The sequence below is a fragment of the Paucibacter sp. KBW04 genome, from assembly GCF_003852425.1.
GTDB lineage: Bacteria > Pseudomonadota > Gammaproteobacteria > Burkholderiales > Burkholderiaceae_C > Paucibacter_A.
The window spans coordinates 140,155-166,827 of the sequence record NZ_QAJN01000004.1 but is presented as its reverse complement, the minus strand read 5'-3'; the positions used below and the strand labels follow the sequence as shown (position 1 = coordinate 166,827).

Below are 26,673 nucleotides of genomic sequence, written 5' to 3'. Positions count from 1 at the left end.
GGCGCAATCCTACCTTTTGTCGCTTGCCCTGGCCCCCTTGCCGGGGCCCAGGAATTAGCGACTATGCCGCTTTGCTGCCGCCAAAGCTACGGCGCAAGCGCTGCACCAGGCTGACGCCGGCCAGCACCAGGCCACCGGCGACGACGCCGATCAAGCCTTCGCTGAGCAAGCCGCCCACCCAGGCCAGCGAGCCCAAGCTGCGCTCCAGCAGGGCGGGCAGATCATGCAAAAACGGCAGGCCATGGGCCAGGATGCCGCCGCCGACCAGGAACATGGCGGCCGTGCCGACGACGGCCAGGCCCTTCATCAGCCAGGGCGCAGCGGCCAGCAGCATGCGGCCAATCGCCTGCGCAGCCTGGCTGGGGCGGCGGCTCAGGTAGAGACCGGCATCGTCCAGCTTGACGATGCCGGCGACCAGACCGTACACCCCCACCGTCATCACGATGGCCACGCCGCTGAGCACCAGGACCTGGGTGGCAAAGGGCGAGTTGGCCACCGTGCCCAGGGTGATGGCGATGATTTCGGCCGAGAGGATGAAGTCGGTGCGCACGGCGCCTTTCACCTTGTCGGCCTCAAAGGCCAAGAGGTCTTGCTGTGGGTCCAGGGCGGCGGCCTTCAGGGCCTCATGCTCCTGGCTCAGCTCCTCTTCGCTGTGCAGGTATTTATGGGCGATCTTCTCAAAACCTTCAAAGCAGAGAAACGCCCCACCCACCATCAAGAGCGGTGTGACGGCCCAGGGCGCCCAGGCGCTGATGGCCAGGGCGGCCGGCACCAGAATGGCCTTGTTCTTGAACGAGCCCTTGGCCACGGCCCAGACCACCGGCAACTCGCGGTCGGCCACCACGCCGCTGACCTGTTGCGCATTCAGGGCCAAATCGTCGCCCAGCACGCCGGCGGTCTTTTTGGCCGCCACCTTGGACAGCAGGGCGACGTCGTCCATGATGGTGGCGATGTCGTCGATCAGAAGCAGAAGGCTGGAGGCCGCCATGGGAATGGGTCTTTCAAGAAAACGGCGATAAAAGATGGCGTCGCCTGACTGCTGGCGCGCGTGGCAAACTGCCGCGCATTCTCACCGAGGAAGAGTCCGCATGAAAAAAACGCTGAACCCTGTTTCGAGCTTGGGCGCGCTGGCCCTGTTTGCCCTGAATTTTGCACCTCTGGCTGCGCTGGCCCAAACGACTGCACCAGCGCTGTCCGCACCGGCCGCTTCGGCCCCGGCGCTCAAGCCGGTCTACAACGAGCAGGCGGATGCGCGTGCCGATCTCAACCTGGCCTTGAACGCTGCCAATGCCCAGCACAAGAATGTGCTGGTGGTGTTCGGCGCTAACTGGTGCGGCGACTGCCGCGCCCTGGACCGCAAGATGGGCGAAGGCCAGCTGGCCGCTCATGTGGCCAAGCGCCTGGTGGTACTCAAGGTCGATGTGGGTCGCTTCAATCGCAACACCGATCTGGCCGCGCAGATGGGCGTGTCGCTGAAGAAGGGCATTCCCGCCGTGGCCGTGCTGAAGAACGATGGCGAGGTGTTGCGCGCCACCAATGGCGGCGAGCTGGCCGATGCCCGCAATATGGGCGACGAAGCGGTCTTGCGCGTGCTTGAAGGCCTGCATAGCAAGCCCTGACCCTCAAAGTCGACGGTAAAACACAGGCAAGCGCTGGCTTTGGGGTCAGATCTTGCCTTTTGACGCGGTGTGGACTACCTTTCGCCTCATGGCACGTCCTCCACGCATTGAATTCCCTGGCGCCGTCTATCACGTCAGCTCCCGGTGCGAACCAGGCACGCTGGCGTTTGCCGACGATCAGGACCGAGCCGCTCTGATTGAGCTGATGGCGCAAAGCATGCAGCGCTTCGACGCGCAGCTGCTGGCCTACAGCATCTTGGGCGATCAATACGAGATCCTCGTCTTCACGCGTCGCGCGAATCTCTCACGCCTGATGCGTCATTTGGGCGGGGTCTATACCCAACATCACAACCGCCGCCATGGCAGCCAGGGCGCTCTGTTTCAAGGGCGCTTCAAGGCCGTGCTGGTGGATAGGGAGCGGCATCTGCTGGATGCATGTCGCTATGTGGACCTGGCCGCTGGCCGCCTGGGCCTAAGCAAATCCCCGGCGCAATGGCCCTGGTCCAGCGGCCCTGCCCACACTGGCCTGGTCGCCACGCCAGCTTGGCTTGAATCCGATGGTTTATGGCGTTATGTGTTGGGCCGCGAACTGCAGGGGGCGGTCGACCGCCGCCGTGCCATGGCCCGCTATGCCCAGCTGCTGGCCGAGGAGCCGGGTTTTGATCTGTGGGCTGGCCGTTTGCGTCAGCAAATTTTCCTGGGCGACGAGGCCTTTGCCCGCGCCGCCTTGGCGCAGGCGGCCCAGGCCCAGCGCGCAGCCAAACCTGCGCGCGCCGGCAAGGCGCAGCGTGCTCCGTCCATGCAGAGCTGGCTGCTCGAGAGCGAATCGCGCGAGCAAGCCCTGTACCGCGCCCATACCGAAGGCGGGCTGGCCATGAGCGCCATGGCTCGCGCCCTGGATCTGTCGGTTTCCCGCGTTAGCCGCATCGTGGCGGCCTATGAGCGCAAACTGAGCGCTTGAGGCTTGGATGCAGGCCTGCCCTGCATAAGCTGTGGACAAGTTTGCTGCCTGTGGACTTGTTTTCGGCTATCCCCGCCCTCTGTGGACAAGTGCGTGGGTAAGCTGGATACAGCGCCAATAAGTCATTGATATGACAGGCACTTCAACGCATTGCCGCAAATTTGGGCAGTGTGGAAGACCCGCAAAAATAGCCGTTGCCAATCGCCCGGAGGGGGCTTTTTTAATGATTTTTGGCTTGGCGAGGGCGCCTCAGTTCATGCGCTTTTCGCGCCTTGGCGGCGCCAGATCCAAATTCCGGCGGGAATTTGACTTGGAACTCAGTGAGTGAGTGCGTGCTTGGGGGCAGCGAGTTCGGCGTCCACCCAGGCTTCTTCGCTCAGCTCGCGCGCGGCGGCGAGTTGTTCACAGAGTTCAAAAACGCCCAGATTGTCTGCACCGACTTGCTCGGGCATGGGGGCGCTGCTGATTTCGGCCGGCAGATCGGCCAGGGCGCCCAGCAGTTGGAAGAGTAATTCCAGCGTGGGTTCGCCGTCGGCTTCCATCTGGCGCGCCTGACCCAGGCTGCGGCAGAGATACCAACAGGCCTGGGCGGCGTTATCGCATTGGGCGTGATAGAGCGCCTGGGTTTCCAGGGCAATGCTGCGGGCGCGTTGTTCTTGTTGAGCGGCTTGCGCGTCCAGATCGGCGAAGGCGGAGGGCAAGGCGCAGACGTCGGCAAAAGCGTCGCCAATGCTGGGCTCTGCTGCCAGAAATGACCCGGAGGTCGCTGTCGTCGGTTTGCTCGCCATGGTTCGCCCCTACTGCTTGCTACTGTCGGCTGATGCCTTGCTAGGTCCTGAAACTGGATGCTAACAAGCCGGGTCTGCGGGGCGCGCCCCTTAGGCGAGGGGGCGCCAGCGTGCTCAGACCAAGCTGCCGTGCAATTATCACGCGGCAGCGCGCTTTTCAGCGCTTCTTCACCGGGCGGGTCCAGCCGGCAATGCCGACTTGTTTGCCGCGCGCCACACTCAATTCGCCAGCAGCAACCGGCTTGGTGATGGTGGAGCCGCCGCCGATCGTGGCGCCAGCGCCTATGCTGATGGGGGCCACCAACACGCAGTTGGAGCCCACATGCACGTCGGCGCCGATCTCGGTGCGGTGCTTGTTGGCACCGTCGTAATTGGCGGTAATGGAGCCGGCACCGTAGTTGACGCGCTCGCCCACCGTGGCGTCGCCCAGATAGGCCAGGTGATTGGCCTTGGCGCCCCTGGCCAGGCTGGAGTTCTTGACCTCGACGAAATTGCCGATGTGCACCTCATCGCCCAAATCAGCGCCGGGACGCAGGCGGGCGAAGGGGCCGATCAGGGCGCCGGCACCGACCTTGACGCCGCCGGCCTTCTCGCCGTCGATATGGCTGAACTCATGGATGCGCGCGCCGGCCGCGATGCTGGCATTGCGGATCACGCAGTTGGCGCCGATGCGCACGCCATCACCCAGGCTGACCTGGCCTTCGAACACGCAGTTGACGTCGATCTCCACATCTTGGCCGCATTGCAGCTGGCCGCGCAGATCAAAACGGGCCGGGTCGGCCAGGCGCACGCCGGCTTCCATCAGTTCATGGGCTTGCTCGCGCTGGAAGCGACGCTCCAGATCGGCCAGCTGCACGGGGCTGTTGACGCCCAGCACCTCGGTCTCGTTCGGCGCGGCAATGCCCAGCACCGGCACGCCTTCGGCCACGGCCATGGCGACGATATCGGTGAGGTAGTACTCGCCCTGCACATTGTTGTTGTTCAGCTGGCCAACCCAGCGCTTGAGCGCGCCGGTGGGGGCGGCCATCATGCCGGTATAGCCTTCGCGTATGGCGCGCTCCTCGGGCGTCGCGTCCTTGTGTTCCTTGATGCCCAGCACATTGCCTTCCGCCTTGCCGTCTTGGCGAATGATGCGGCCGTAGCCGCTGGGGTCACTCAGGTGGATGGTCAGCAGCACCAGGGCACGGCCATCGCAGGCCTCGATCAGGCGCTGGGCGGTGGCTTGCTTGATCAGGGGTACATCGCCGTTGAGGATCAGCGTCGTGCCCTCGCCCTCCAGGGCGGGCACGGCTTGTTGGATGGCGTGGCCGGTGCCCAGCTGGGGCATCTGGCGCACAAAGCTCAGATGGGGCGCGGCGACGGCGGCTTCGACCTCATCGGCCCCATGACCGGTGATCACCACACTGCGCTGGGCCGCCAGGCCTTCAGTCATGTTCAGCACATGCTGTAGCAAGGAACGCCCGGCCAGCTTGTGCAAAACCTTGGGCAGAGCGGACTTCATGCGGGTGCCTTTGCCCGCGGCCATGATGACAATATTCAGCGCCATAAGAAAAATCGCGACTTCTAGGATGAAGTCGCGATTATGGCTGGCTCGCTTGACGGGCTTGTTGCGGCCCCTCAAGAGGGGGAATCCGCGCAGCCCCCCTCAGCGCATGGCTTGCACCGACACGCGGCGCGGCTTGGGATCCACCTTGGGGAAGTCGCTGAGGGCGGCGCTGAACATGGCGCTGACCAGGCTGGCGTCGCCCTGGGTCGCCCCCTCATTGCTGGCACGGGCCTCGTACAGCGGTTCGGCGCTTTGGCGATCGCGGATCAGCACCGCGACCGAGCGGTCAAAGCGGCGGTCCATATAGTCGCCGGGAAAGCCAAAGCCGGCGCGATAGGGCCAGGCGCCGGGCCCATAGCCAAAGCGCCAGGAGTTGTAGCTGCCATGCCAGCGCCACCACAACGGGTCGTCCCAGGGCGAGCGATCCTGGGGCTGGATGCGTGCGCCCAGCGAGATGAGGTAGTCGGCGGATTTGGTGTCGGCGGCTTCGGTGAAGCCGGCCTTTTGAAGGGCGGCGCGGGCGCTGTCCTCCATCTTGGCTTGCAGCTCCGAAGCGCTGCCGTCTTTTTGCTGCGAGGGCAGGCGGTCAAAAGCGAAGCTGCCGGGCTTGCGCGACGCATCCCAGCTGCCGTAGGTGGCCACTTCGCTGCTGACCGTGTAGGGCCCGCTACAAGCGGCCAGGGCTGCGGCGGCGACCAGGCCCAGACCTATGGAAAACAAACGGCGACGGTTCATGGCGATCTCCTCTTGATCTTCTTCACAAGAGGATTGTCAGGCGATTTTGTTGCCTGTTTGTATCTCTTTGCTTAAGCCGACTCTCGTCTGAGCGAACTGTGTTTATTCCAGGTCGCGCTTCAGGGGAATCACGGCGCTAACCGTGCTGCTGCTCGGTGTTCCGCAGGCCTCGTCTTCGTCGAAGGCGATATCGCCTTGCGGGTCGGGCACGCCGGTGGCCTTGAGGGTTTGGAAGGGGAAGAGCTCGCGGTCCATCATGTGCGAGGGCACAACCTTGCTCATCGCCGTGAACATGTTTTCAACCCGGCCGGGGTATTTCTTTTCCCACTCATTGATCATGGCCTTGACCTGCACGCGTTGCAGGTTCTCCTGGCTGCCACAGAGATTGCAGGGAATGATGGGGAATTCACGATGCGCGGCCCACTTCACCAGATCGGGCTCGGCCACATAGGCCAGGGGGCGGATCACCACATGCGAGCCGGTGTCGCTGACCAGCTTGGGCGGCATGCCCTTCATGCGGGCGCCGAAGAACATATTCAGCAGCAGGGTCACGACGATGTCATCGCGGTGATGGCCCAGGGCGATCTTGGTGGCGCCCAACTCGCTGGCCACGCGGTAGAGATTGCCGCGGCGCAGACGCGAGCACAGGCTGCAGGTGGTCTTGCCCTCGGGCACCAGGCGCTTGACGATGGAGTAGGTATCTTGCTCCTCGATGTGGAAGGGCACGCCGCGGGCCTTCAGATACTCGGGCAGCACATGCTCGGGGAAGCCGGGCTGCTTCTGGTCCAGATTGACGGCCACGATCTCGAAATTGATGGGCGCGCGCTGCTGCATATTCAGCAGAATGTCCAGCATGGAATAACTGTCCTTGCCACCGGACAGGCAGACCATGACCTTGTCGCCCTCCTCGATCATGTTGTAGTCGGTGATGGCCTGGCCGACCTGGCGATGCAGGCGCTTGGAGAGCTTGTTGATCTCCACGGAGGTCTTTTTCTCGGCGCTGGCCCCAGCCTTGTTGTCGGTGTGAAGAGTTTCGGTCGTCGTCATGGCGTTGTCTTTGGTGTTCATGAGCGCCCTGGCACAGGGCTGCGATTCATCGAGTGGAGCCCATGGATCCGGCTTTGCCGGTCCATCGGGCTCTGCCCCTTGAGGGGAGCGCGAAGCGCTACGGGGTGGTCCATTACCACTGGCCGCATTCGGCACTGATTGCGACTTGGCAGTCGGGGAAAATTTCGAGCTTGGTCACCTTGATGCGCACGCCCACCACGCCAGCCAACTTCATCAAGCGGGTGCAGAGTTTGCCGAGCAGGGCTTCGAGCAGGTCGGTGTGTTCGGCCGTGCATTCGTCGATGATGATTTGGCGCACGCGGCGGTAGTCCAGCACATGGCCGATGTCGGCATCGCGCGAGACGATTTGCTGTGCGCCGAGATTGACCTCCGCGTCGACCTGGATGGGCTGCGGGCCCTCGCGTTCAAAGTCCAGCACACCCAGCTTGGCGCCAAAGCGCAGGCCGCTGATGTGGATGATCTGGCGGTTGTTGCGGCGCATGGCCAGGCTGGGTTGGCCTTCTTGCAAGGGGCGTAAAAAGGCTTCGACGGCCTTGGCCGCCACCACGCCATCCCCCAGCGCCGTTTGCACGCAGGGGTGTTGGCGTCCGCTGGCATCGCCGGCTACGAAGAGGCCCAGGGGCGCAAAGCGCGGCTCGTCGCGGAAAGGGTGGGAGGGCGCGGTGATGCCGGCGCGCTGCAAGGCGTCGCCCACCAGCAACCAGGCTGAGGGTTCGGCCTCGTAGCCCAAGAGCACGGCCACATGGTCAAAAGTCTCCAGACCATGCTCGCGAGACTCCACCTGCACAAAATCTTCAGCGGCATCGAGGCGGAAGGGCAGGGGGGTGCGGGGGCGCAGGGTGATGTGCTGGCTCAGCGGCGCTAAGCGATCCAGCAAGGCTTGCTGAGCCCGCCAGTCGCTGCGCGACCACAGCGTCACCTGATGGCCTTTGGCCTGCAGAAACAGCGCGTTCTCCACCGCGTTGTCGCCGCCGCCCAGCAGCAGGCAGCGGCCGGGGGCCAAGGTTTCGCGCTGGGCGGTCAGAGCGATGGCATCCATCACGCGCGGATGTGCGGTCTGCGGCGCAAAGAACAGCTCTGGCCGCAGCGGCCGCAGACCCGTGGCAAGCAGCAGGGCGCGGGTCTGCAGCATGCGACCATCGTCCAGGCGCAGGCGCCAGCCTTGACCCATTTGCCAGTCCACATGGCTGAGGCTGCGCTGCAAAAACAGCTGCAATCCATCCAGGCCCTGGGTTTGCGCCGCATAGCGCTGGCCCTGGGCGGCCAAGGTCTCGCCAGGCGCACCCAGCAGCCAATCTTGCGGGAACTGCAGGCCTTGCAAGGACGCGCAGAGCACGCTTTCGCGCTCGATCAAGGCGACCTTGAGCCCCAGCTGGCTGAGCCAGGAAGCGGCACTGCAGCCGGCAGGGCCGCCGCCGATGATGGCAAGGTCGGCTTGGGCTGGGGCTTGGTTTGGGACGTGCTGAGGCATGGTGAGGCTTGAGAAGAATCCATAATTATCCCAGCCATGCAGGGCAGAGGGTTCAGACTGATTGGAGGCCCTGCGGGCTGCCTCATTTTTGAACATAAATTGGGTCCCCATGGGGCCGAGGGTGGGATATGAAAATAACAATGAATTCGGGCGGACTGCGTGCCAGTGCCCTGTCGCTTGGCTTGCTTTTGAGTGGCCTACCGGCCTTGGGCGCAAGCCCCGATGCAGCGGGCAAGGCGAACGAGTTGCTGCCGGTGGCGTCTTATGTTGCCGTGCCCCGCTTTTCACAACCCAGCTTGTCGCCCGATGGCCAGCGCCTGGCGGTGCTGGCGCCCTTGAAGGGCAAGCGCAATCTGATGGTGATCGACCTCAAGACCCGGGCCGGCACGGCGTTGACCGGCATGAGTGACTTTGATGTGGTGAGCTTCCAATGGGTGGGCTCGGAGCGCCTGGTCTTCAGCCTCGGGCGTTTGAACGCACCCACGGGCCCAGAGTCAGGTGACGGCGGTGGGCTGTTCACCGTCAAGCGCGATGGCACGGGTTTCCGCAAGCTGCACCCGACCTTTCGTGAACAGTATGGGCGGGGGAATTTTCAATTCCGCTACATGAACTTTTTGGCTACGGCGCCGGGCAGCGAGGACGAGGTCTTGGTGGCCAGCAATTTCCGCACGAGCAAGGCCAATGACATCTACCGCGTCAATCTGGAAAGCGGGCAGAAAAAGCTGCTGACCTTTGATCAGCCAGGCATCGTTGAGCAATGGATATTGGATCAGCAAGGCCTGCCGCGGGTGGCTGTGCTGGCCGACAAAGAGGATGACCCGCAGCAATTCCCAGGGGCCCGCGTGATGATCCGCGCCGGCATGGATGCGCCTTGGAAGCAGGTGGCGCGCTTCGAGCCGGGCAGCCCGGAGCGTTGGTCGGTGCTGGCCTTTGCCGAGAACAATGAAGACTTGATCGTCTCGACGAGGCGCGGCCGTGACACTGTCGGCATGTATCGTTACTTGGTGGCTGAAGGCAGGTTTGGCGAGACCATCGCCGAGCACCCGCGATATGACCTCAAAAGCGGTCTTCGCTATGACCCCAAGACGCGCAAGGTGGTGGGCCTGTCCTTTGCTGACGAGCAGCATCAGGTGGCCTACTTCGATGAGAACTATGCCCGCCTGCAAGCCGGCTTCGAGGCCTTGTTCCCCGGCAAGGCGGTGTCGTTCCAGACCACGGAAGGTACGCGCAATCTGGTGACGGTGTGGAGTGATCGCGCTGTGCCCACCTTCTATATCCACGACGCGGAGAAGAAGACTTTGGAGGAGGCGCTGCGCTCGCGCGAAGACGTGGAGGAGAAGCATCTGGTGCAGATGCGGCCTTTTTTGCTGAAGACGCGGGATGGCTTGGAGATCCCGTCCTACTACTTCCTGCCCGCCAATTACCAGCCGGGTCAGCGCCTGCCGACGGTGCTGCATGTGCATGGCGGCCCCATGATGAGAGCTGACAAATGGGGTGCCTTGAACAGTTTTGGTGTCACCGAGGCACAGTTGCTTGCCTCGCGCGGCTATGCCGTGATCCTGCCTAACTTCCGCGTCACGCCGGAGCTGGGTGAAAAGATCTACAAGGCGGGTTATGGTGAGCTGGGCCGCAAGATGTCGGACGACCACGAGGACGCCGTGCGCTGGGCCGTGGCTCAGGGCTTTGCGGACCAGCAGCGGGTGTGCATCAGTGGCGCCAGTTATGGCGGTTATGCCAGCTTGTGGGCGACGATTCGCTCGGCAGATTTGTTCAAGTGTGCGGTCGCAGGAGCCGTGGTGAGTGATTTGAAGTTGCAGCTGACCTCGAACGCCACAGACTTCTCGGGCAGCAAGTCCGGTGTGGCCTATTGGAAGCGCCTGATTGGCGTGAAGGATGACAACTGGCAGGTCGCGCAAGAGGTTTCACCGGCCTTGCACGCCGCCCGCTCCAAAGTGCCTCTGATGATCTACGCCGGTGCTGACGACAGGCGCACCCCGCTGGAGCAGACCAAGGCCATGGTCAATGCCCTGACCGAGGCCGGCCGCCCACCCGAGATCGTGATGATCAAGCCCGAGGAAGGCCACGGTTACGGCAAGCAGGAGAACTGGGTGGACCTCTATACCACCATGCTCAAATTCCTGGACAAGCACATCGGCTCAGGCCCCACGGCTGCCGCTGCGCCAGCGCCGCAGCAAGCGCCAGCCCAGTAAGACCGCCAACACGGCGCCATAGATCGCGGGTTCGGCGAAATTGTTTTTGCCGGCCCGCATCCAGATGAAGTGCACCAGGCCCAGCAGGCTGATGGGGTAGACCAGCTTGTGCAGTAGCTGCCAGCGCTTGGCCCCCAGGGCCTTGATGGCGCGGTTGAAGGAGGTGGCGGCCAGGGGCAGCAGCAAGACCCAGGCGGTAAAACCCATCAGGATGAAGGGGCGCTTGGCGATGTCGTGAGCGATGTCGCCCAAGTCCAGCCCCATATCCAGCCAGCCGTAGGCCAGCAGGTGCAGGCTGACGTAGAAGAATGCGAACAAACCCAGCATGCGCCTGAAGCGCGCCAGCGCGGGCACGTTCGCCACTGTGCGCAAAGGCGTGATGGCCAGGGTCAGGCAGAGGGCGCGCAAGCTCCAGTCGCCCAGCGAGCGGATCAAGGCCTCGGCCGGATTGGCGCCCAGCTGATCCATGGCCGCAGCCCAGACCAGCCAGGCCAGGGGCAGGCAGCAGATCAGGAAAAGCAAGGGCTTGGCTGCAGGGTGCAGCCAGAGGGAACGCTTCTTTTGCATGGTCTGTTTTAGAAGTTTTTCTTCAGATCCATGCCAGCGTAGAGCTGGCCCACCTGGGCCTCATAGCCGTTGAACATCAGGGTTGGGCGTTTTTTGGCGAACAGCCCGCCCTCACCGATGCGGCGCTCGGTCGCTTGGCTCCAGCGTGGGTGGTCGACCTGCGGATTGACGTTGGAGTAGAAGCCGTACTCTTGCTGGGCCGCCTTGGTCCAGCTGCTGACCGGCTGCTTTTCAACAAAGCGGATCTTGACGATGGACTTGGCCGATTTGAAGCCGTACTTCCAGGGCACGACCAGGCGCAGCGGGGCGCCATTCTGATTCGGCAAGACCTCGCCATACATGCCAAAGCTCAGCAAGGTCAGGGGGTGCATGGCCTCGTCGATGCGCAAGCCCTCGACATAGGGCCAGTCCAGCACGCCGGAGCGCACGCCGGGCATCTGCGTTTTGTCGGCCAGGCTGGTGAACTCGACGAACTTGGCCTTGGACGTGGGCTCGACCTTTTTGATCAACTCGGCCAAGGAATAGCCCACCCAGGGGATCACCATGGACCAGCCTTCCACACAGCGCAGGCGGTAGATGCGCTCCTCCATGGGGCTGAGCTTGAGCAGGCTGTCCAGATCGAATGTGCCAGGCTTGCCGACCTCGCCTTCCACCGTCACCGTCCAGGGCCGGGACCGCAGGGTGCCGGCGTTGCGGGCGGGGTCGGCTTTGTCGGTGCCGAACTCGTAGAAATTGTTGTAAGTGCTGGCGTCCTGGTAGGTCGTTAGCTTGTCCAGCGTCATGGCGCCCGGCACGGTACTGCGCGCGCCGGGCAGCTTGGCCAGTTTGCCGGGGCTTTGTGCAAGGGCCTCACGTCCCGCCCAGCCGGCCATGGCCACGCCCGCGGCGCCGCTGGCCATCAGGCGCAGCCAATCGCGGCGGGCTTCAAACACGGCTTGGGGGGTGATTTCCGAGGCGGGAATCAGATCGAGAGAGGGGTGCTTCATGACAGCCTTTGCGGAGGGTGATTGGCATCTGTCGTGCCAGGCCGCAAAAGCTTACGTCATGAAGGAAATTCTTGCCGCAGGGGCGTTTGATGCCCCTGGGTTTTCAGCTCAAAGCGTGCCGTAGGAGTGCAGGCCCGAGAGGAACATATTCACGCCCAGGAAGGCGAAGGTGGTGACCAGCAAGCCGCCCAAGGACCACCAGGCCGAGACGACACCGCGCAAGCCCTTCATCAAGCGCATATGCAGCCAGGCCGCATAGTTGAGCCAGACGATCAGCGCCCAGGTCTCTTTCGGGTCCCAGCTCCAATAGCCGCCCCAGGCCTCGGCCGCCCAGAAAGCGCCCAGAATGGTGGCGATGGTGAAGAAGGCAAAGCCCAACGCGATGGCCTTGTACATCAGGTCGTCCAGGGTCACCAGCTCGGGCAGGCGGGCCGTCAGCGGCTTGCGCAGGGCGATGCACAGGCCAAAGAAGAGCAGCAGGCCGCCCAGTTTCTTCGTCCAGCTGTCCAGGCCCTCGATCACATCGGGTGTGAGGCCGGCGCCAAGTCGGGCGGCCAGAATCGCCAGGATGATGGCGGCGGGCAGGCCGATCAGGCCGATCAGCAAGGAGCGTTGGGTGGCTGTCTTGAGCAGATAGGCCAGGCCCACCATGGCGGCCAGGGCGAAGGTGCCGTAACCGACGAAGTTGGCGGGCACATGGATCTTCATCCACCAGCTTTGCAGGGCCGGCACCAGGGGTTGGATTTCGTGCGCGTCACGCGCCACCGTGTACCAGAGCAAGAAGGACACGGCCGCGCTGATCACCAGCAAGACGTAGGCGCCCAGGGCGCGGGTCTTGAAGCGGGCTTCGTAGTAGAGGTAGAACAGCGCCGTCATCCAGCAGAACAGCACAAACACTTCGTAGAGGTTGCTGACCGGGATATGGCCGATGTCCGGCGCGATCTGATGGCTTTCAAACCAGCGCACCATGGTGCCGAGCAGGGCCATGAAGACAGCGCCCCAGGTCAGGCGGGAGCCAATCGCTTCGGCCGCGCTGTCAGAGCCTTTTTTGGTGAAGAAGCCGCCCCAGTAGAACAAGGTGCTCATATAGAACAGCACGCTCATCCACAGAATGGCGCTTTGGCTGGACAGCATGTACTTGAGCCAGAACACCTGGTCGGCGGCGGCCAGATCGGCGCCAAAGCTGTCGGTGTGTTGGCCGTACAAATGGATGGCCAGCAAGCTGGTAGCGCCCACGGCCAAGATCAGCAGGCGCAGCGGCCGCCAAAACCAGCCCAGGGCGATCACGCTGGGCAGGGTGAAGAGCAGGATGCCCTCTTCATAGCCGTCCATCGAGCCGCCGTAGCGCGAGAAGGCGAACAGCCCACCCAGCAGCACCAGGGCGGCAAAGCCCCAGTCCAGCAGATTGCGGCCGCTGAAGTAGCCGCGCTTGGCCATCATCGCGCTCTGGGCCAGGCCGACCGTCATGCCCGATTCCAGGGTGGTGTTGGGAGTATTCATACGCCTTCCTTCAACAGATCCAGCTTGAGCTGATCGAATTCAATTGCGGTGTCGGGGGACTCGCGGGTGCAGGACAGGGCCATGCGCACACGGGTCAGCTCCGGTTGGCCGGGGGCTGACTCCAGCCAGACCCACAGCCTGCGCTCCTTGATATAGAGCATGGCGAAGACGCCGATGATGAGCAGCACAGCGCCCAAGTAGACCAGCTTCTGGCCCGGCGCGCGGGTGACCTGGAATACGCTGGCCTGCACCTGCTTGAAATCATCCAGCTGCAGCAGCACAGGGGCGGGGTAGAACATGCTGTCCGACAAGGCCAGCACGGCCTGGGTCAAAAAACCCTGGGTCTGTGCGTCGGCCTTGGGGTCGCCCAGGCCGGCTTGGTCGCGACTCAGCTTGTAGAGCTCGAACAAGCTGCCGTTGAGAATGCGCAGCAGCACCTCGCTGACCTTTTGTCGCTCACCCTCGGGCACCTCGGTCTCGATGAAATTGGACAGGGCGGGCAGGCCGCCCAGCGGCATGGCTTTCTTTGCCTCGCTCTTGCCCGGTTCGGCGCCTGCAAACAAGCTCAGGGCGCGTTTGGCCGTGGCCTGCAACTGCGGCAGCATCTGGGGCTTGTCGCTGGGGGTGGCGGCTTCGGCATATCGGCGCGCGGCGCGGTCGCGCAGCTGGGGGTTGAGCAGGGCGGTGCGCAGGCGCAGCCACTCCGTCATGCTGCCTTGCTCGTCGACGGGGATGCGCAGATAGCGGAAGCTCTCGTTCAGGTTCTCGCGCACACCGGCCAGAAAGACGCGCTGACCGTCCAGCTCGACCGGCACCATATAGTTGTTGAACTCACGCCGCTGGCCGGCGGCGTCCACCAGCTTGTAGCTGAAGGAGGGGCCGATATTGCGCAGGTCCTTCTCGGTCTTGGTACGAGCGCCGCTACCCAGATGCTTGTTCAGCGAGCCCACCAGGTCCACCCGGCGCACATCCGTCCCCTCACCACCGGCGGGTGCATTGCTCATATTCTCGACATTGATGACCCGCAGACCGGTGAATTCCAGGGTTAGTTTTTCTGCTTCCCCCTTCTCGTCAGTGCCGCCCTTGAGCGTGGTGTTGCCGCCGACCCGGCCTTCCAGCGTAAAAGGCTTGCCGCCCTGCATGGCCTGGGCCGTCAGCTTCAGCTCCGAGCCGCCGTCCTCAAAACTGCTTTGATAGAGGGCGATGCCGCGGTGGATCAGGGGCTCGTTGACCTTGATCTTGGCCTCGCTGGTCTTGCCGGTGTCGTGGTCGCGGATCACGACTTCGCTGGCGAACAGCTTGGGCATGCCGGTTTCGTAGTATTCGACGATGAACTTTTTCAGCTCCACATCGAAGGGCAGGTCCTGCAGCACCACGCCATTCGGCATGGACAGTACGGCGGTGGCGGCGCGTGCGCCCTCAGGCACCATCAGATTGCCACGGAAGCTGGGGTTGCCCGGTGGCAGGCGGTGCTCGGGAGCGACGGCGCTGATCAGGCCGCCGCCCTCGTACACCGTCTTGCCCTGGGCCCACATCAGGCCGCGCACCAGCAGGTCGCCGTCCAGCAAGCCGCCCAGGCAGACCAGCACGATGGCCGAGTGGGCGGCGATATAGCCGATCTTGTTGGCCGAACCCTTGCGGGCGGCCACCATCACGCCACGGTCGCGCACCTGGATCTTGGCCTTCCAGCCGGATTGGCCCAGATAGTTGGAGACGCGGGCCAGCACCGCCTCAGGCCCGCCCTGCATATGACCCAGGGCCTTGTGGTGGAAGGCCTGCAGCGACTGCTCGCGCACATTCTCTTTGTAGTTGCGCAGGTCTTGCAGGATCTTGGGCGTGTTGCGGGCGATGCACAGGCTGGTGGAGAGCACCAGAAAGGCCAGGATCAGCAAGAACCACCAAGCGCCGTAGACGGTGTAGAGGTCCAGCTTGCCAAACACCTCGGCCCAGAAGGGCCCGAATTGGTTGACGTAGTTGTTCAGCGGCTCGCGCTGCTTGACCACGGTGCCGATGATGGAGGCGATGCAGATCACCGTCAGCAAGGACACCGCAAACCGCATGGAGGCCAGCAGGTCCAGCAACTCACGGCCGGGGCTGTGGCGACGCGAGGGCGCAAGCGCCATCGGCTGGGTCTCAAAAGAATCACTCATGGGCGGATTGTCGCGGGACGTCGGGCCAGGCGAGGGCGAGATAGGTCAAGAAAAAAGGCCGGTGAAACTCACCGGCCTTTGAAGCTTTGCTCGGACCTTGCCGGCCATTTCTGGCCCAGGCAAAGCCCGAAGATTGCGGGTGAGCGCTTAGCGCAGACCGGCAATGTAGTCAGACACGGCCTTGATCTCGCGATCATTCATTTTGGCCGCAACGCCCGTCATCTGGGCGTTGTTGGTGCGAGTACCGGCGCGGAAGGCATTCAGCTGGGCTTCGGTGTAGTCCGCATGCTGACCGGCCAGACGCGGGTACTGCACCGGCAGGCCGGAGCCACTTGGGCCGTGGCAGCTGGCGCAAGCGGGGATGGAACGGTCGGCAATGCCGCCGCGGTAGATCTTTTCGCCCAGATGGACGGTGTCCTTGTTCTTGGCGAAACCGGGCTTGGCGTGCTTGGAGGCGTAGAAGGCGGCGACGTTCTTGATGTCCTCGTCGGACAGCGTGGCGGCCATGCCCTTCATGATGGCGTTGTTGCGCACACCCGATTTGAATTCGGTCAATTGCTTGGCCAGGTACTCGGCATGCTGACCCTGGATGATGGGGTTGGCCGGAGTGCCGCGCGAACCGTCTGCCGTGTGGCAGGCCGCGCAGACTTGGGTGGAGATGGCTTGGCCCTTGAGCAAGTCAGGCTTCGCAGGGGCTTTGGCCTCGTTCGCCACTGCGTTCAACGCGGCAGAAGTCAACAAAAAGCCCGACAACAGGAAAGCAGCAGTCTTCTTCATGAATTTATTGATTCGGTAGGCGCAACCCAGGGATTTTACAATGGCAAACCACAAGGCTTAATAAATCATGACCAACACCTCATCTGCGCCGCAACACACACCGGCTGAAACGCCCGCTTCTACGCGGGGTTACACCCGTCTTGTCTCTCGCCGTGCAGGGAAAACCACGGTCAGCCGTGGTGTTGAGGACTCGGCGGAAGACAAAATGGTGTTGGGTTGGACCCACACTGCGCGTTTCCTGACCACCGCCAGCGAGCTGGTCCACCTGCCCGCCAGCGAATTGCCCGAGATTGCCTTCGTCGGCCGCTCCAATGCGGGCAAGTCCACCGCCATCAATACCCTGGCGCAGCAAAAGCGTCTGGCTTTTGCCTCCAAGACCCCTGGCCGCACCCAGCACATCAATTTGTTTGAGGTGGGCCCCAAGGACGCGGCGAACGCCTGGTTCGCCGATTTGCCGGGTTATGGCTATGCCGCGGTGGCGCGCACCGCCAAGCTGCGTTGGCAAAAGGTGATGGCCGACTATCTGGGCATTCGCCGCAGCCTCTCCGGCGTGGTGCTGATGGTGGATTCGCGCCTGGGCCTGACCGATCTGGACAAGCAGCTGCTGGAGTTCGTCACCCCACGGGTGCGTAACGGCGAGATCAAGCTGCTGGTGCTGCTGACCAAGTCGGACAAGCTCAACCGCAAGGAGGCCGACGCTGCCCTCTATTCCACCCTGGCCCATCTGAACACCATCGCCACTGCCGAGTCGGATGTCTGGGTGACCCTGTTCTCGGCATTGAAGAAGCAAGGCGTGGCCGATGTGGCCGCCATCCTGCACGAGTGGGTGCATACGGTGCCGGCGGCCGCGGCGGAAGCGAGCCCGTCCGCGCCCGCTGCTGATCCCGCGACCCCGGCGGCCTGAGCCGCTGGGCTCAGGGTCGACCGATAAAGAGATAGAGCAGGGTGCCGCCCTTGGGCGCATAGCCCAGGCCCAGGTAGAGTGGCCCTAAGCCGGTGTCGGCGCCGATGAAGGCGCTGGCGGCGGTGCGCAGATCGGCAACCGAGAGCTTGTCGGTGCGCATCCAGGCATTGCCCAACTCCAGCGAGCCGCCGACGAAGAAGCCGCGGGTCAGCACCGGGTTGTCGCGCAGGCGCAGGTAGTAGGTGGCGCGGCCAAAAACCAGGGTGTCACCGATCAACTGGCCGGACTGATAGCCCGAGAGTTGCTGAAAGCCACCCAGGGTGTAAGGCCCTTGGGCCGACTCCTCGGGCTGGCGCGCGATCAGGCCGCGGAAGTTCAGATTGAGGGTGTGTGCCCCCCAGCTCTTGGCCATGGTGGCTTGCAATTCGGCACGCTGGAAGTCGGCGCTTTGCACCGGGCCACCGGATTGCTTGCCGCCGATGGCGTCGAACTGCACGCGGTAGCCGCGCTGCGGGAAGTTGGCAAAGTCCAGCTGATCGACGACGGCCCGCAGGCGCAGTCCAGTCTCCTGCCAGGTCGTGTCCAGACGCGGGTCGACCAGATCGACCGTCAGCAGCTTGGCCACATTGCGCCAGGTCTGGTGCACCACGCCCAGGCGGACCTCGCCCAAGCTGCTCCAGGGCTGGCCGATGTCAAAACCCACGGTGCCGGACTGGCGCTGCAGGCGTGCGGCCGCGATGTCGGAGTTGTTGTTGTAGAGCGTGAAGTTGCGGCGCTCGGCCTCGGCCCAGGCGGACAGGAACCAGTCGTTGGAGTGGCCGATCTTGAAGCTCAGGGGTTGGTAGATCTCGCTGAACACGCGGGGCGTCTGCCCGATGGAGACCTGGTTGCGCCACTCGGTGCCGGTGGGGGTGAGCCAATGGCGGTTGTGGGAGATGCGCAGATTGAAGGCGCTCTCGCCGTCGAAGTCGGTGCTCAGGTCCAGGCCGACGCGGAAGTAGTTGGGCCCCCAGTATTTATCGTCCATGGTGAACAGCAGGGCGTCGCCGCCTGGCCGTTCTTCCACGTGATAGTCCACCCGCTCGTAGTCGCCCGAGGAGGCCAGGAAGCGCGCATCGCGCTCGGCTCTTTCGGTGTCGAACTGCTGGCCCGGTGCCGATTCCAATTGGGCCTGGAAGCGGGCCGGGTGGGTCAGCGTGGTGCCGGCGAACTCGATGCTCTGGATCTTGGGGCTGGGCAGCTTGGCCTGCACCCGGGCCAGATGCCAGGCGGCGTAGTCCTCGGCATTCAGGGCCAGGGCGCGCAGCTGGGGAATCAAGGCCTCGGCCGCGGCCTCGCCGGCGGCGATGAATTCCTTGGTGCGTTCAAAGTCGCCCGAGCCGAGGTTTTGCAGCTGCGGGGTGATCAGCACATCCTCATTCCACAGCGTGGCCAGGCTGCGCTGCACATTCTGCTCGGTCAGGATATTGATCATCTGCCCGGTCAGGCCGACCAGGGAGCTCAGCGAGGCACGGTTGGAAAGCGGCGTGCCCACATTGACGGCGATCAGGCGCTGTGCCCCCATGCTGCGGGCCACGTCCACCGGCAGATTGTTGACCAGGCCGCCATCGCCCAGCAGGCGCTCGTGCACCTCGGTGGGTGAGAACACGGCCGGTACGCTCATGCTGGAGCGCATGGCCAGCGCCAGATCGCCATCGGCCAGCACCACCTGGGCGCCGCTCTCCATATCGGTGGCGACGGCGCGGAAGGGCGTGGGCAGCTGATCGAATTTCTGGATATGCCGCACCGGCATGGTGAAGCGGCGCAAGAGGATCTCCAAGCCGCGGCTGGACAAGGTGCTTTGCGGCAGGCGGATTTCGCCGTCCCGCATGCCCAGTTCGACCGCCGCAGAGAATTCGAAGTCTTCTTCCTTGCGCCTTTGTGACAAGAGCTGGCGGTCCACCCGGCCGGCGAACACATGGCTCCAGACCACCCGGAGCAGCTCGCGCTCCAGGTCCTGGGCCGTCATGCCGCTGGCGTAGAGGCCGCCGATGATGGAGCCCATGGAGGTGCCGGCGATCACATCGACCGGGATGCGCTCCCGCTCCAGCACCTTCAGCACGCCCACATGGGCCAGGCCGCGCGCGCCTCCACCCGAAAGCACCAGGCCGATCTTGGCGCGGCCAGCTGCCGTCGTGGCGCTGACCGGCGGCGCGATCGCGTCGGTCTGGGCCAGGGCGGCGCCGCCCATCAAGCTCAGCGCGCAGCAGGCCAGACAACCCAGCTGGACAAGGCTTTGGCGCAAGCCCCGGCTCTCACGCGCCATGGTTCAAATCCTGCATCAAGGTGTCCACGGCGCGTTGCACCACATTGGTCTCGTCCAGGGCGGTGATCAGGCCATTGGCCAGCAGCTTTTCGATCGCACCCCGCGTCATGGAGTGGCGCTCGTCCGGGTCTTGACCGACGAAGAGGAAGAACTGCCGGCTCTCGCTGACCCAGGCCACCTGGGCCGTCAGCCATTCGCTCTGCACAAACAGGTGGTACCAATTGCCCACCTGCAGGCCCATCATCCATTGATTGATGGCGGCTTGCGACTCCAGCGAAGTCATCTGGTCATAGAGCTGCACCGGCACCGTGGGCAGTTGGCCGCGGTCGATCTTGGTATTGCTCCAGTGGTCCGGCTGACGAGACTCGCGCTCCTCCAGCAAGCGGCTGAGCTGGGCCTCGGGCGAGGGCATGGGCTGCGGCGGTGTGGCCGCGGCAGCGGCCTGCATCTGGGCCTGCAAGGCTTCGGGCAGGGCGCTGAGGCCGCGCAGCAAGCGGCCGTGTTGCTCCATCAGCTCGCGCAACACCGGTTCTCGCTTGGCCTCGGGCAGCTTGATAGCGTCGCAACCGGCGTTGAAGGTGGCGAGCAGCGGCGGCAGTTTTTTGCGCAAGCCCTGGCGAGCGGCTTCGTCGGGCAGCTCGTGCAGGCTATCGATCAGCAGGTCCACCCAGTCGGCGAGTTGGGCGACCTCGGGCGCGTCGCGGCCGTGCCAGACCATGGCTTGCACGATGATCTGCGTCCAGGTGTTGTGCAGGAACTGGCTCATCTTGGGTGCCAGCGGGGCTCCGGCGGTTTGGGCCTTGATTTGCTCGCGCAGCAGCTCCAGCCATTGCGGTCGCAACTCCTTGCGCTCCAAGGTGGCGAGGGCTTGGGCGCTGCCCTGGCTGCGTTCCTGCGCCTGGGCGCTCAAGTGCGCCTCGACCCGGCTGAGCACGTTCTGGAACAGGACGGCGCTGGGCGTGGCGCTGTCGATCAGCAGCGGCAGCTCCCCCTCCATAAAGCGCAGAAACTCTTTCAGGCGCTCGTCCTCGGTGCTGTCGAAGGCCATGCCGTGCGCGGCCACGCGGTTGAGCAAGCGCCAGGTCGGGTGATCTTGGCGATGCAGCAAGCTGGTGTCGTTGCGGGCCAGGCGCAGCACGGCCACCTGCAGCCGACCCAGCAAGCCCTTGATGGGCGGCAGCAGGCGCGGATCCGAGAGGATTTGCTCATACAGACGGTTGAGCATATCGGGGCCGGTGGCCTTGATGAAGACGGGCTCCTGGCCCGCCGCCCCTGCATTCGCGAGGCCTTGCAGGCGCGAATTTCTCTCCTCCACCCGACGGCTCAGGCCATCCAGGGTGGCGGGCTCGTTCAGGCTGCGGCCTTCAAACAGACGCAGATCGGCGCTCTTGTCCTGCAGCTTGGAGGCGTGGCTGGCGACCAAACCGCTCAGTTCGGCGGCACGCAACTCCCCGCACAGGGCCGAGTAGAGACGCAACAGGCCTTGCGACAGCGGCGTGGCCGCCACATGCATCAGGCCGTAGCGGCGCTCGGGCTCGATTTGGACGCCGGAGAAGGCGGTCAGCAAGGCCTGGGCGAACAGGCCTGGCCGCAGCGGGTTTTCGTTCTTGCGTGCGCGCGCCGTGCCGCGCAGCGCGGCGAAAAAGTTGCCCAGCTGGTGCAGCTCTGGCTTGCATTGCTCTTCCACCACATGGATCACATGCGCGATGGCTACGTCTTGCAAGGCCTGGCGCTCGTCGACCAGGCTGAGCGTTTCCAGGCTGCCGCTGCGCTTCTGGATCGGATCCTCGCCGCGTGCGGCCGCTTCGATCAAGGGCAGTACCGCGCACTCGAAGTCGAAGGCGAAGCTGCCGCGCAGGCGGCGCCAGGCGTCTTGCAGCGGGAAATGCTGGGCTTTGGCCTCGAGTTCGTCCTGGATGGCATTCAGCAGGGCGCGGCTCAGGATGGGCAGCTGCTTGCGTGCTTCATCCAACAAGGAGTTCTGGGTCGGAGCGGGCATGAAGTGGATGGATCCAAGGATCGCGCATTATGTAGGCGCACTGGCCTAGATTTTGCTCTCAGACGCCGCCTTCCCCTGGATCGGGTGGGGCCTAGCCCCACGCTTGTGCAGCATCAAGCCCACAGTCCCGCCAAGTCCAGAAAAAAAGGGTGAGAAATCGGCCCGGCGGTGACAGGTCTTGCCCCTCGCAAAACTTCGGCAAATTTTCGCTTTTTTGTCCCCTCGAACACGGGGTGTGGCCCCGGCAGTGGGCAGAGAAAATCGCGGCTCGTGAAACAGATGCCGTGCATGTTCGGCGTTTGGTTTGCGCCCAGCTCGCCCGGTGCGGGCTGACTCGGTTTGTAGACAAGGGAGAAAACTGATGAGAAACACGATGGGCAAGACCATGCTGGGTGCGGCCCTGGCATTGCTGCTGGCTGGGGCCCAGGCGGCGCCGGTGAGTTTGAGCTATAGCGGTGTAGGCGAGCCGGGTTGGTGGGGGACGCCTTCGACGGCGACGGGCACGGGTTTCTTCAGCACCAAGTCGGGCAGCTATAGCGGCACCATAGGCTTGGAGGATTTGGAGAGCTTCAGCTTCACCCTGACCTTCAAGTACAAGACCTATACGGATGTGCTGAACTTCGACCTGGATACGCTGAAAACCTTCAACGCCAGCTTCGGCGCCAATGGCGTGGACGGGCTGGCGCTGGACACCGAAAACGTGCGCTCCAACGTGCTTTGGGGTCAGGCCTTCCATGTGCGCGGCCAGGGGCAGAACCAGGCCTGGAGCGAGAACTTCGATCTGCCGGGTTATTTGTCCCGCGGCCAGATCACGGCCACCATGGACAACAACTCGCAAGTGCCCGAGCCGGCCTCGCTGGCGCTGGTGTTGGCGGCCTTGGGGGGCGCCGGTCTGGCGGCACGCAAGCGTCGCAGCGCCTGAGTTTTGCAGGGGCTTTGAAATGAAAAAAGGGCCGCTGTGAAGCGGCCCTTTTGATCTGGCTGAGCAGGGAAGCGCGAGGCTTCCCGGCGGGCAGCAATTACATGCCCATATCGCCCATGCCGCCCATGCCGCCCATGCCACCAGGCATGCCGCCGCCGGCTGCTTCTTCCTTCGGCGATTCAGCGACCATGCACTCGGTCGTCAGCATCAGCGAAGCGACGGAAGCTGCGTTTTGCAGGGCCGTACGTGTCACCTTGGTCGGGTCCAGAATGCCCATCTCGATCATGTCGCCGTAGCTGTCGTTGGCAGCGTTGAAGCCGTAGTTGCCCGAACCACCCAAGACAGCGTTGATCACCACGCTGGGCTCGCCGCCTGCGTTGTAAACGATTTCGCGCAGGGGGGCTTCGATGGCCTTCAACACCAGCTTGATGCCGGCGTCTTGGTCGGCATTGGCGCCGACGATGGTGCCAGCAGCTTGCTTGGCGCGCAGCAGAGCCACGCCACCACCGGCCACGATGCCTTCTTCCACAGCAGCGCGGGTAGCGTGCAGGGCGTCTTCAACGCGGGCCTTCTTTTCCTTCATCTCGACTTCGGTCGCAGCGCCGACCTTGATCAGTGCAACACCGCCAGCCAGCTTGGCCACGCGCTCTTGCAGCTTTTCACGGTCGTAGTCGCTGGTGGCTTCCTCGATCTGGATGCGCACTTGCTTGACGCGGGCTTCGATGTCGGCGGCAGCACCCAGGCCATCGATGATGGTGGTGTTTTCCTTGCCGATTTCGGCGCGCTTGGCTTGGCCCAGATCGGCCAGGGTGACCTTCTCCAGGGTCAGGCCGACTTCTTCGGCGATGACCTTGCCGCCGGTCAGGATGGCGATGTCTTCCAGCATGGCCTTGCGGCGGTCGCCGAAGCCAGGCGCCTTGACGGCCACAACCTTCAGGATGCCGCGGATGGTGTTGACCACCAGAGTCGCCAGGGCTTCGCCTTCAACGTCTTCAGCAATGATCAGCAGGGGACGGCCCGACTTGGCCACTTGCTCCAGCGTGGGCAGCAGGTCGCGGATGTTGCTGATCTTCTTGTCGTACAGCAGCACGAAGGGGTTGTCCAACAGCGCGGCTTGCTTTTCCGGGTTGTTGATGAAGTAGGGCGACAGGTAGCCGCGGTCGAATTGCATGCCTTCGACGACGTCCAGCTCATTGTCCAGCGACTTGCCGTCTTCGACGGTGATGACGCCTTCCTTGCCGACCTTGTCCATGGCGTCGGCAATGATCTTGCCGATGGACTCATCGCTATTGGCCGAGATCGAGCCAACTTGAGCGATTTCCTTGGAGGTGGTGGTGGCCTTGGAGGCCTTCTTCAGCTCGGCGACCAGGGCAGCAACCGCCTTGTCGATGCCGCGCTTCAGGTCCATGGGGTTCATGCCGGCGGCCACGTACTTCATGCCTTCGCGCACGATGGCTTGAGCCAGCACGGTCGCGGTGGTGGTGCCGTCGCCAGCGTTGTCGCTAGTCTTGGAAGCAACTTCCTTGACCATCTGGGCGCCCATATTCTGCAGCTTGTCCTTCAGCTCGATTTCCTTGGCCACGGACACACCGTCCTTGGTCACGGTGGGAGCGCCGTAGGAGCGCTCGAGCACCACGTTACGGCCCTTGGGGCCCAGGGTCACCTTGACCGCATTGGCCAGGATGTTCACGCCTTCAACCATGCGAGCACGAGCTTCGCCGCCAAAGATCACGTCTTTTGCTGCCATATGTATTTCTCCGAATTCTTAGAAAAGGGTCAGAACTTGTTGCGAGTCGGACGAAGATTTACTTCTCGACGACTGCAAACAGGTCTTCTTCGCGCATCACCAGCAGCTCGTCGCCGTCGACCTTGACGGTCTGGCCCGAGTACTTGCCGAACAGAACGCGGTCACCGACCTTGACGTTCAGAGCAATCAGGTCGCCCTTGTCATTGCGCTTGCCGGCGCCGACGGCCAGCACTTCGCCTTGATCCGGCTTTTCAGCAGCGGCGTCAGGAATGACGATGCCCGAAGCGGTCTTGGTTTCTTGTTCGAGGCGCTTAACGATCACGCGATCGTGCAGAGGACGCAGTTTCATCACATCTCCTAGATATAGGTCGGGACTTGTGAGCGAAGCAGGCAGGTCTTGTCAGAACAAGGCCCGTCGACTCCGCCATGGGGAACGATGGGTGATCCGTAACTCTTGCTAACTGCTTGTTTGGCAAAGGTTTTTGGATCGTTAGCACTCGCGAGGCTTGAGTGCTAGCAAACGAATTATAGGGGTGAGTCGTGACAGTTCAAGACCCCCCGCCCGCAAAAGCCCTGGCTGGCGGCAGCGCATGGCTGCGGCGGCTGGGGCCCAATCAGCGCCGACTGGGGTTGGAGTCGGGCTTGTTTTCATGCCGGACAATGGTGGCCGACGCGAGCTCGCAGCATCACCCCGTTGCGCGCTTGAGCGGCCAGCCTGGGTCACCCCATCTGGCCGTCACTTGTCTTGGATCAAGAGCGAGGCGCTCCCAGCCCGATCGGCGCGCGCCTTGATTGCCTGCTTCTTGCTTGCTCTGCAAGCGTTCATCTCGCGTTCACCTCGCCGGGGTCTTGTCCTGCCTGCGCAAACACAGGCCAGGCCCCGCGCTCCGAAAGGATTCCATGTCTTCTTCTGCGACAACCGTGCCCGGCGCGGCTGCCGATGCGGCCCTTTCTGCTGTTTCTGCTGTTTCTGCGGTTTCTGCCCCTTCCGCGGCCCCAGCCGTCGGTGCGCCGCGCAACTCACCGCGCAAGGTTGCTTTTGCCTCTCTGATTGGCACCGCCATCGAGTTTTACGATTACTACATCTATGCGGCGGCGGCCGTGCTGGTGTTCAGCACCCAGTTCTTTCCCAAGGGCGATAGCTCGGCGGCAACCCTGCTCTCGCTCTCGACCCTGGCCCTGGCCTTTTTGGCTCGGCCCATCGGTTCGGCCCTGTTCGGCCATTTCGGCGACAAGATTGGGCGCAAGCGCACCCTGGTCGCGTCCTTGCTGACCATGGGCGTGTCCACCGTGGCCATCGGTCTGCTGCCCACTTATGAGCAGATCGGCCTGTGGGCTCCCGTCCTGCTGTGCATCTTCCGCATCGGGCAAGGCATAGGCCTGGGCGGCGAATGGGGCGGTGCCGCCCTGGTGGCGACCGAGAACGCGCCCAAGGGCAAGCGTGGCCTGTTCGGCAGCTTCCCGCAGCTGGGCGCGCCCATCGGCTTGTTTGCCGCCAATGGCGTGTTCTTCCTGGTCAGCTACTTCCTGGGCGCCGAGGCCTTGGTGGAATGGGCTTGGCGTATCCCCTTCCTGCTGTCGGTGGTGCTGGTGGGTGTGGGCCTGTATGTGCGGCTCAATCTGCACGAGAGCCAGGTCTTCCAGGACGTGGAGAAGCAGGGCAAGAAGCTGCATGCGCCGGTGTCCGAGGTCTTCCGCAAGCATGGCGGTGCCTTGCTGCGCGGTGTGCTCATCATGACCACCACCTATGTGCTGTTCTATCTGATGACGGCCTTTGTGCAGGTTTACTCCAAGAGCCCGGTGGCGGTGTCGGCGGCGGGCCATCCCACGGGTCTGGGCATTCCCGCCAACACCTTCACCGGCATCTTGCTGATCGGCGCGGTGGTGTTCGGCATCTGCACCAGCATCGGTGGCATCCTGGCCGACCGTTTTGGGCGCCGACGTTGGTTGATAGGCGTGACCCTGGCCATCATGGTGTTCGGTCTGAGCATCTCCAGCTTTTTGCAGGCCGCCACGCCGCTGACCGTGCTGGCTTTCATCATCGTCGGCCTGGCCTTGATGGGCTTCACCTTTGGCCCCATGGCCGCCTTGCTGCCGGAGTTGTTCCCCACCGAGGTGCGTTATTCCGGCGCCTCGCTGGCCTACAACCTGGCCTCCATCGTCGGCGCTTCGGTGCCTACCCTGGTGGCCTTGGAACTCAACAAGGCCTATGGCCTCTGGGGCGTGGGCCTGTATCTGGCGGCCAATGGGCTGCTGACGCTGGGCGCGCTGCTGGCCTCGGGTGAAACGCGCGATGTGGATCTGGCCTCCATCAAGGGCTGATTGGCGCGAAATCTTGTAAGGGCTTGCAAGAGCCTGCGCTCGGGCCATGAGTTAGGCGGGGCCCCGCTTCGCCGATACTCGGGGCCCGGAGGAATT

21 protein-coding genes and 1 pseudogene are annotated in these 26,673 nt (G+C 63.6%); 6 read left to right on the top strand and 16 right to left on the bottom strand.

Going from position 1 to position 26,673, the window contains the following annotated elements; all coding sequences use genetic code 11:
• Positions 1 to 61: 61 nt before the first annotated feature.
• Positions 62 to 988, bottom strand: a complete 927-nt coding sequence (locus tag DBR47_RS06940; protein ID WP_124448309.1) for a DUF808 domain-containing protein — start codon at positions 986 to 988, stop codon at positions 62 to 64.
• A gap of 100 nt (positions 989 to 1,088) precedes the next feature.
• On the opposite strand from DBR47_RS06940, the gene DBR47_RS06935 reads away from it, so the two are divergent.
• On the top strand, positions 1,089 to 1,619 hold the full coding sequence (locus DBR47_RS06935) for a co-chaperone YbbN (RefSeq protein ID WP_124448307.1): 531 nt from the start codon (positions 1,089 to 1,091) through the stop codon (positions 1,617 to 1,619).
• Positions 1,620 to 1,707: 88 nt separating this feature from the next.
• Positions 1,708 to 2,580 carry a transposase gene (locus DBR47_RS06930; protein ID WP_124448305.1) on the top strand — a complete coding sequence of 291 codons (873 nt, stop codon included), beginning with the start codon at positions 1,708 to 1,710 and terminating at the stop codon, positions 2,578 to 2,580.
• Positions 2,581 to 2,897: 317 nt separating this feature from the next.
• On the opposite strand, the gene DBR47_RS06925 is transcribed toward DBR47_RS06930, so the two are convergent.
• The 6 genes and pseudogenes from DBR47_RS06925 to DBR47_RS24925 all read right to left on the bottom strand — a co-directional run.
• Entirely contained in the window at positions 2,898 to 3,368 is a 471-nt protein-coding gene (locus DBR47_RS06925) for a hypothetical protein (protein WP_124448303.1), read from the bottom strand.
• A 157-nt stretch (positions 3,369 to 3,525) separates the two neighbouring features.
• The gene (gene glmU, locus DBR47_RS06920; protein ID WP_124448301.1) at positions 3,526 to 4,914 is read right to left on the bottom strand and encodes a bifunctional UDP-N-acetylglucosamine diphosphorylase/glucosamine-1-phosphate N-acetyltransferase GlmU; all 1,389 of its coding nucleotides are present in this window, start codon (positions 4,912 to 4,914) and stop codon (positions 3,526 to 3,528) included.
• Positions 4,915 to 5,013: 99 nt separating this feature from the next.
• Positions 5,014 to 5,649 carry a DUF4136 domain-containing protein gene (locus tag DBR47_RS06915; RefSeq protein ID WP_124448299.1) on the bottom strand — a complete coding sequence of 212 codons (636 nt, stop codon included), beginning with the start codon at positions 5,647 to 5,649 and terminating at the stop codon, positions 5,014 to 5,016.
• 102 nt (positions 5,650 to 5,751) lie between these two features.
• Positions 5,752 to 6,717 carry a tRNA 2-thiocytidine(32) synthetase TtcA gene (gene ttcA / locus DBR47_RS06910; RefSeq protein ID WP_370454880.1) on the bottom strand — a complete coding sequence of 322 codons (966 nt, stop codon included), beginning with the start codon at positions 6,715 to 6,717 and terminating at the stop codon, positions 5,752 to 5,754.
• 112 nt (positions 6,718 to 6,829) lie between these two features.
• Positions 6,830 to 7,198, bottom strand: a complete 369-nt coding sequence (locus DBR47_RS24930) for a dihydroneopterin aldolase (protein ID WP_231512179.1) — start codon at positions 7,196 to 7,198, stop codon at positions 6,830 to 6,832.
• Between the two features lie 417 nt (positions 7,199 to 7,615).
• Positions 7,616 to 8,188: pseudogene (locus DBR47_RS24925) on the bottom strand (FAD-dependent oxidoreductase); the annotation flags it as partial.
• Positions 8,189 to 8,328: 140 nt separating this feature from the next.
• On the opposite strand from DBR47_RS24925, the gene DBR47_RS06900 reads away from it, so the two are divergent.
• Positions 8,329 to 10,398 (top strand): prolyl oligopeptidase family serine peptidase, encoded by a 2,070-nt coding sequence (locus tag DBR47_RS06900; protein WP_197046909.1) that lies wholly within the window; start codon positions 8,329 to 8,331, stop codon positions 10,396 to 10,398.
• On the opposite strand, the gene DBR47_RS06895 is transcribed toward DBR47_RS06900, so the two are convergent.
• The 5 genes from DBR47_RS06895 to DBR47_RS06875 all read right to left on the bottom strand — a co-directional run bounded on the left by DBR47_RS06895 (position 10,345) and on the right by DBR47_RS06875 (position 16,378).
• Positions 10,345 to 10,965, bottom strand: coding sequence for a sulfite oxidase heme-binding subunit YedZ (locus DBR47_RS06895; RefSeq protein WP_124448293.1), 621 nt, complete (start codon positions 10,963 to 10,965; stop codon positions 10,345 to 10,347). The genes DBR47_RS06900 and DBR47_RS06895 overlap by 54 nt on opposite strands.
• Before the next feature lie 8 nt (positions 10,966 to 10,973).
• Positions 10,974 to 11,951: a protein-methionine-sulfoxide reductase catalytic subunit MsrP gene (gene msrP, locus DBR47_RS06890; protein ID WP_124448291.1), complete on the bottom strand. Its 978-nt coding sequence runs from the start codon at positions 11,949 to 11,951 to the stop codon at positions 10,974 to 10,976.
• Positions 11,952 to 12,059: 108 nt separating this feature from the next.
• Positions 12,060 to 13,451 (bottom strand): c-type cytochrome biogenesis protein CcsB, encoded by a 1,392-nt coding sequence (gene ccsB / locus DBR47_RS06885; protein WP_197046908.1) that lies wholly within the window; start codon positions 13,449 to 13,451, stop codon positions 12,060 to 12,062.
• Positions 13,448 to 15,601 (bottom strand): cytochrome c biogenesis protein ResB, encoded by a 2,154-nt coding sequence (locus DBR47_RS06880; protein ID WP_124448289.1) that lies wholly within the window; start codon positions 15,599 to 15,601, stop codon positions 13,448 to 13,450. Before DBR47_RS06880 ends, ccsB begins: the two co-directional genes overlap by 4 nt.
• Before the next feature lie 147 nt (positions 15,602 to 15,748).
• Complete coding sequence (locus DBR47_RS06875) at positions 15,749 to 16,378, bottom strand: cytochrome c (protein ID WP_124448287.1); 630 nt, start codon at positions 16,376 to 16,378, stop codon at positions 15,749 to 15,751.
• Between the two features lie 205 nt (positions 16,379 to 16,583).
• Here DBR47_RS06875 and yihA point away from each other — a divergent pair, with 205 nt between their 5' ends.
• Complete coding sequence (yihA, locus tag DBR47_RS06870; RefSeq protein ID WP_124448483.1) at positions 16,584 to 17,282, top strand: ribosome biogenesis GTP-binding protein YihA/YsxC; 699 nt, start codon at positions 16,584 to 16,586, stop codon at positions 17,280 to 17,282.
• A 10-nt stretch (positions 17,283 to 17,292) separates the two neighbouring features.
• On the opposite strand, the gene DBR47_RS06865 is transcribed toward yihA, so the two are convergent.
• Positions 17,293 to 19,587 (bottom strand): patatin-like phospholipase family protein, encoded by a 2,295-nt coding sequence (locus DBR47_RS06865; RefSeq protein WP_124448285.1) that lies wholly within the window; start codon positions 19,585 to 19,587, stop codon positions 17,293 to 17,295.
• Positions 19,577 to 21,586, bottom strand: coding sequence for a DUF1631 family protein (locus tag DBR47_RS06860; RefSeq protein WP_124448283.1), 2,010 nt, complete (start codon positions 21,584 to 21,586; stop codon positions 19,577 to 19,579). The genes DBR47_RS06865 and DBR47_RS06860 overlap by 11 nt, the downstream gene beginning before the upstream one ends.
• Before the next feature lie 361 nt (positions 21,587 to 21,947).
• Between DBR47_RS06860 and DBR47_RS06855 the strand changes: the two genes are divergently transcribed.
• Positions 21,948 to 22,508: a PEP-CTERM sorting domain-containing protein gene (locus DBR47_RS06855; RefSeq protein WP_124448281.1), complete on the top strand. Its 561-nt coding sequence runs from the start codon at positions 21,948 to 21,950 to the stop codon at positions 22,506 to 22,508.
• A gap of 97 nt (positions 22,509 to 22,605) precedes the next feature.
• Here the strand turns inward: DBR47_RS06855 and groL are convergent, their stop codons facing one another.
• Together groL and groES are read right to left on the bottom strand one after the other, a co-directional pair.
• The gene (gene groL / locus DBR47_RS06850) at positions 22,606 to 24,255 is read right to left on the bottom strand and encodes a chaperonin GroEL (protein ID WP_124448279.1); all 1,650 of its coding nucleotides are present in this window, start codon (positions 24,253 to 24,255) and stop codon (positions 22,606 to 22,608) included.
• A gap of 58 nt (positions 24,256 to 24,313) precedes the next feature.
• The gene (groES, locus tag DBR47_RS06845) at positions 24,314 to 24,604 is read right to left on the bottom strand and encodes a co-chaperone GroES (RefSeq protein ID WP_102768033.1); all 291 of its coding nucleotides are present in this window, start codon (positions 24,602 to 24,604) and stop codon (positions 24,314 to 24,316) included.
• 551 nt (positions 24,605 to 25,155) lie between these two features.
• Between groES and DBR47_RS06840 the strand changes: the two genes are divergently transcribed.
• Positions 25,156 to 26,577, top strand: coding sequence for a metabolite/H+ symporter (locus DBR47_RS06840; RefSeq protein WP_124448277.1), 1,422 nt, complete (start codon positions 25,156 to 25,158; stop codon positions 26,575 to 26,577).
• Positions 26,578 to 26,673: the final 96 nt, after the last annotated feature.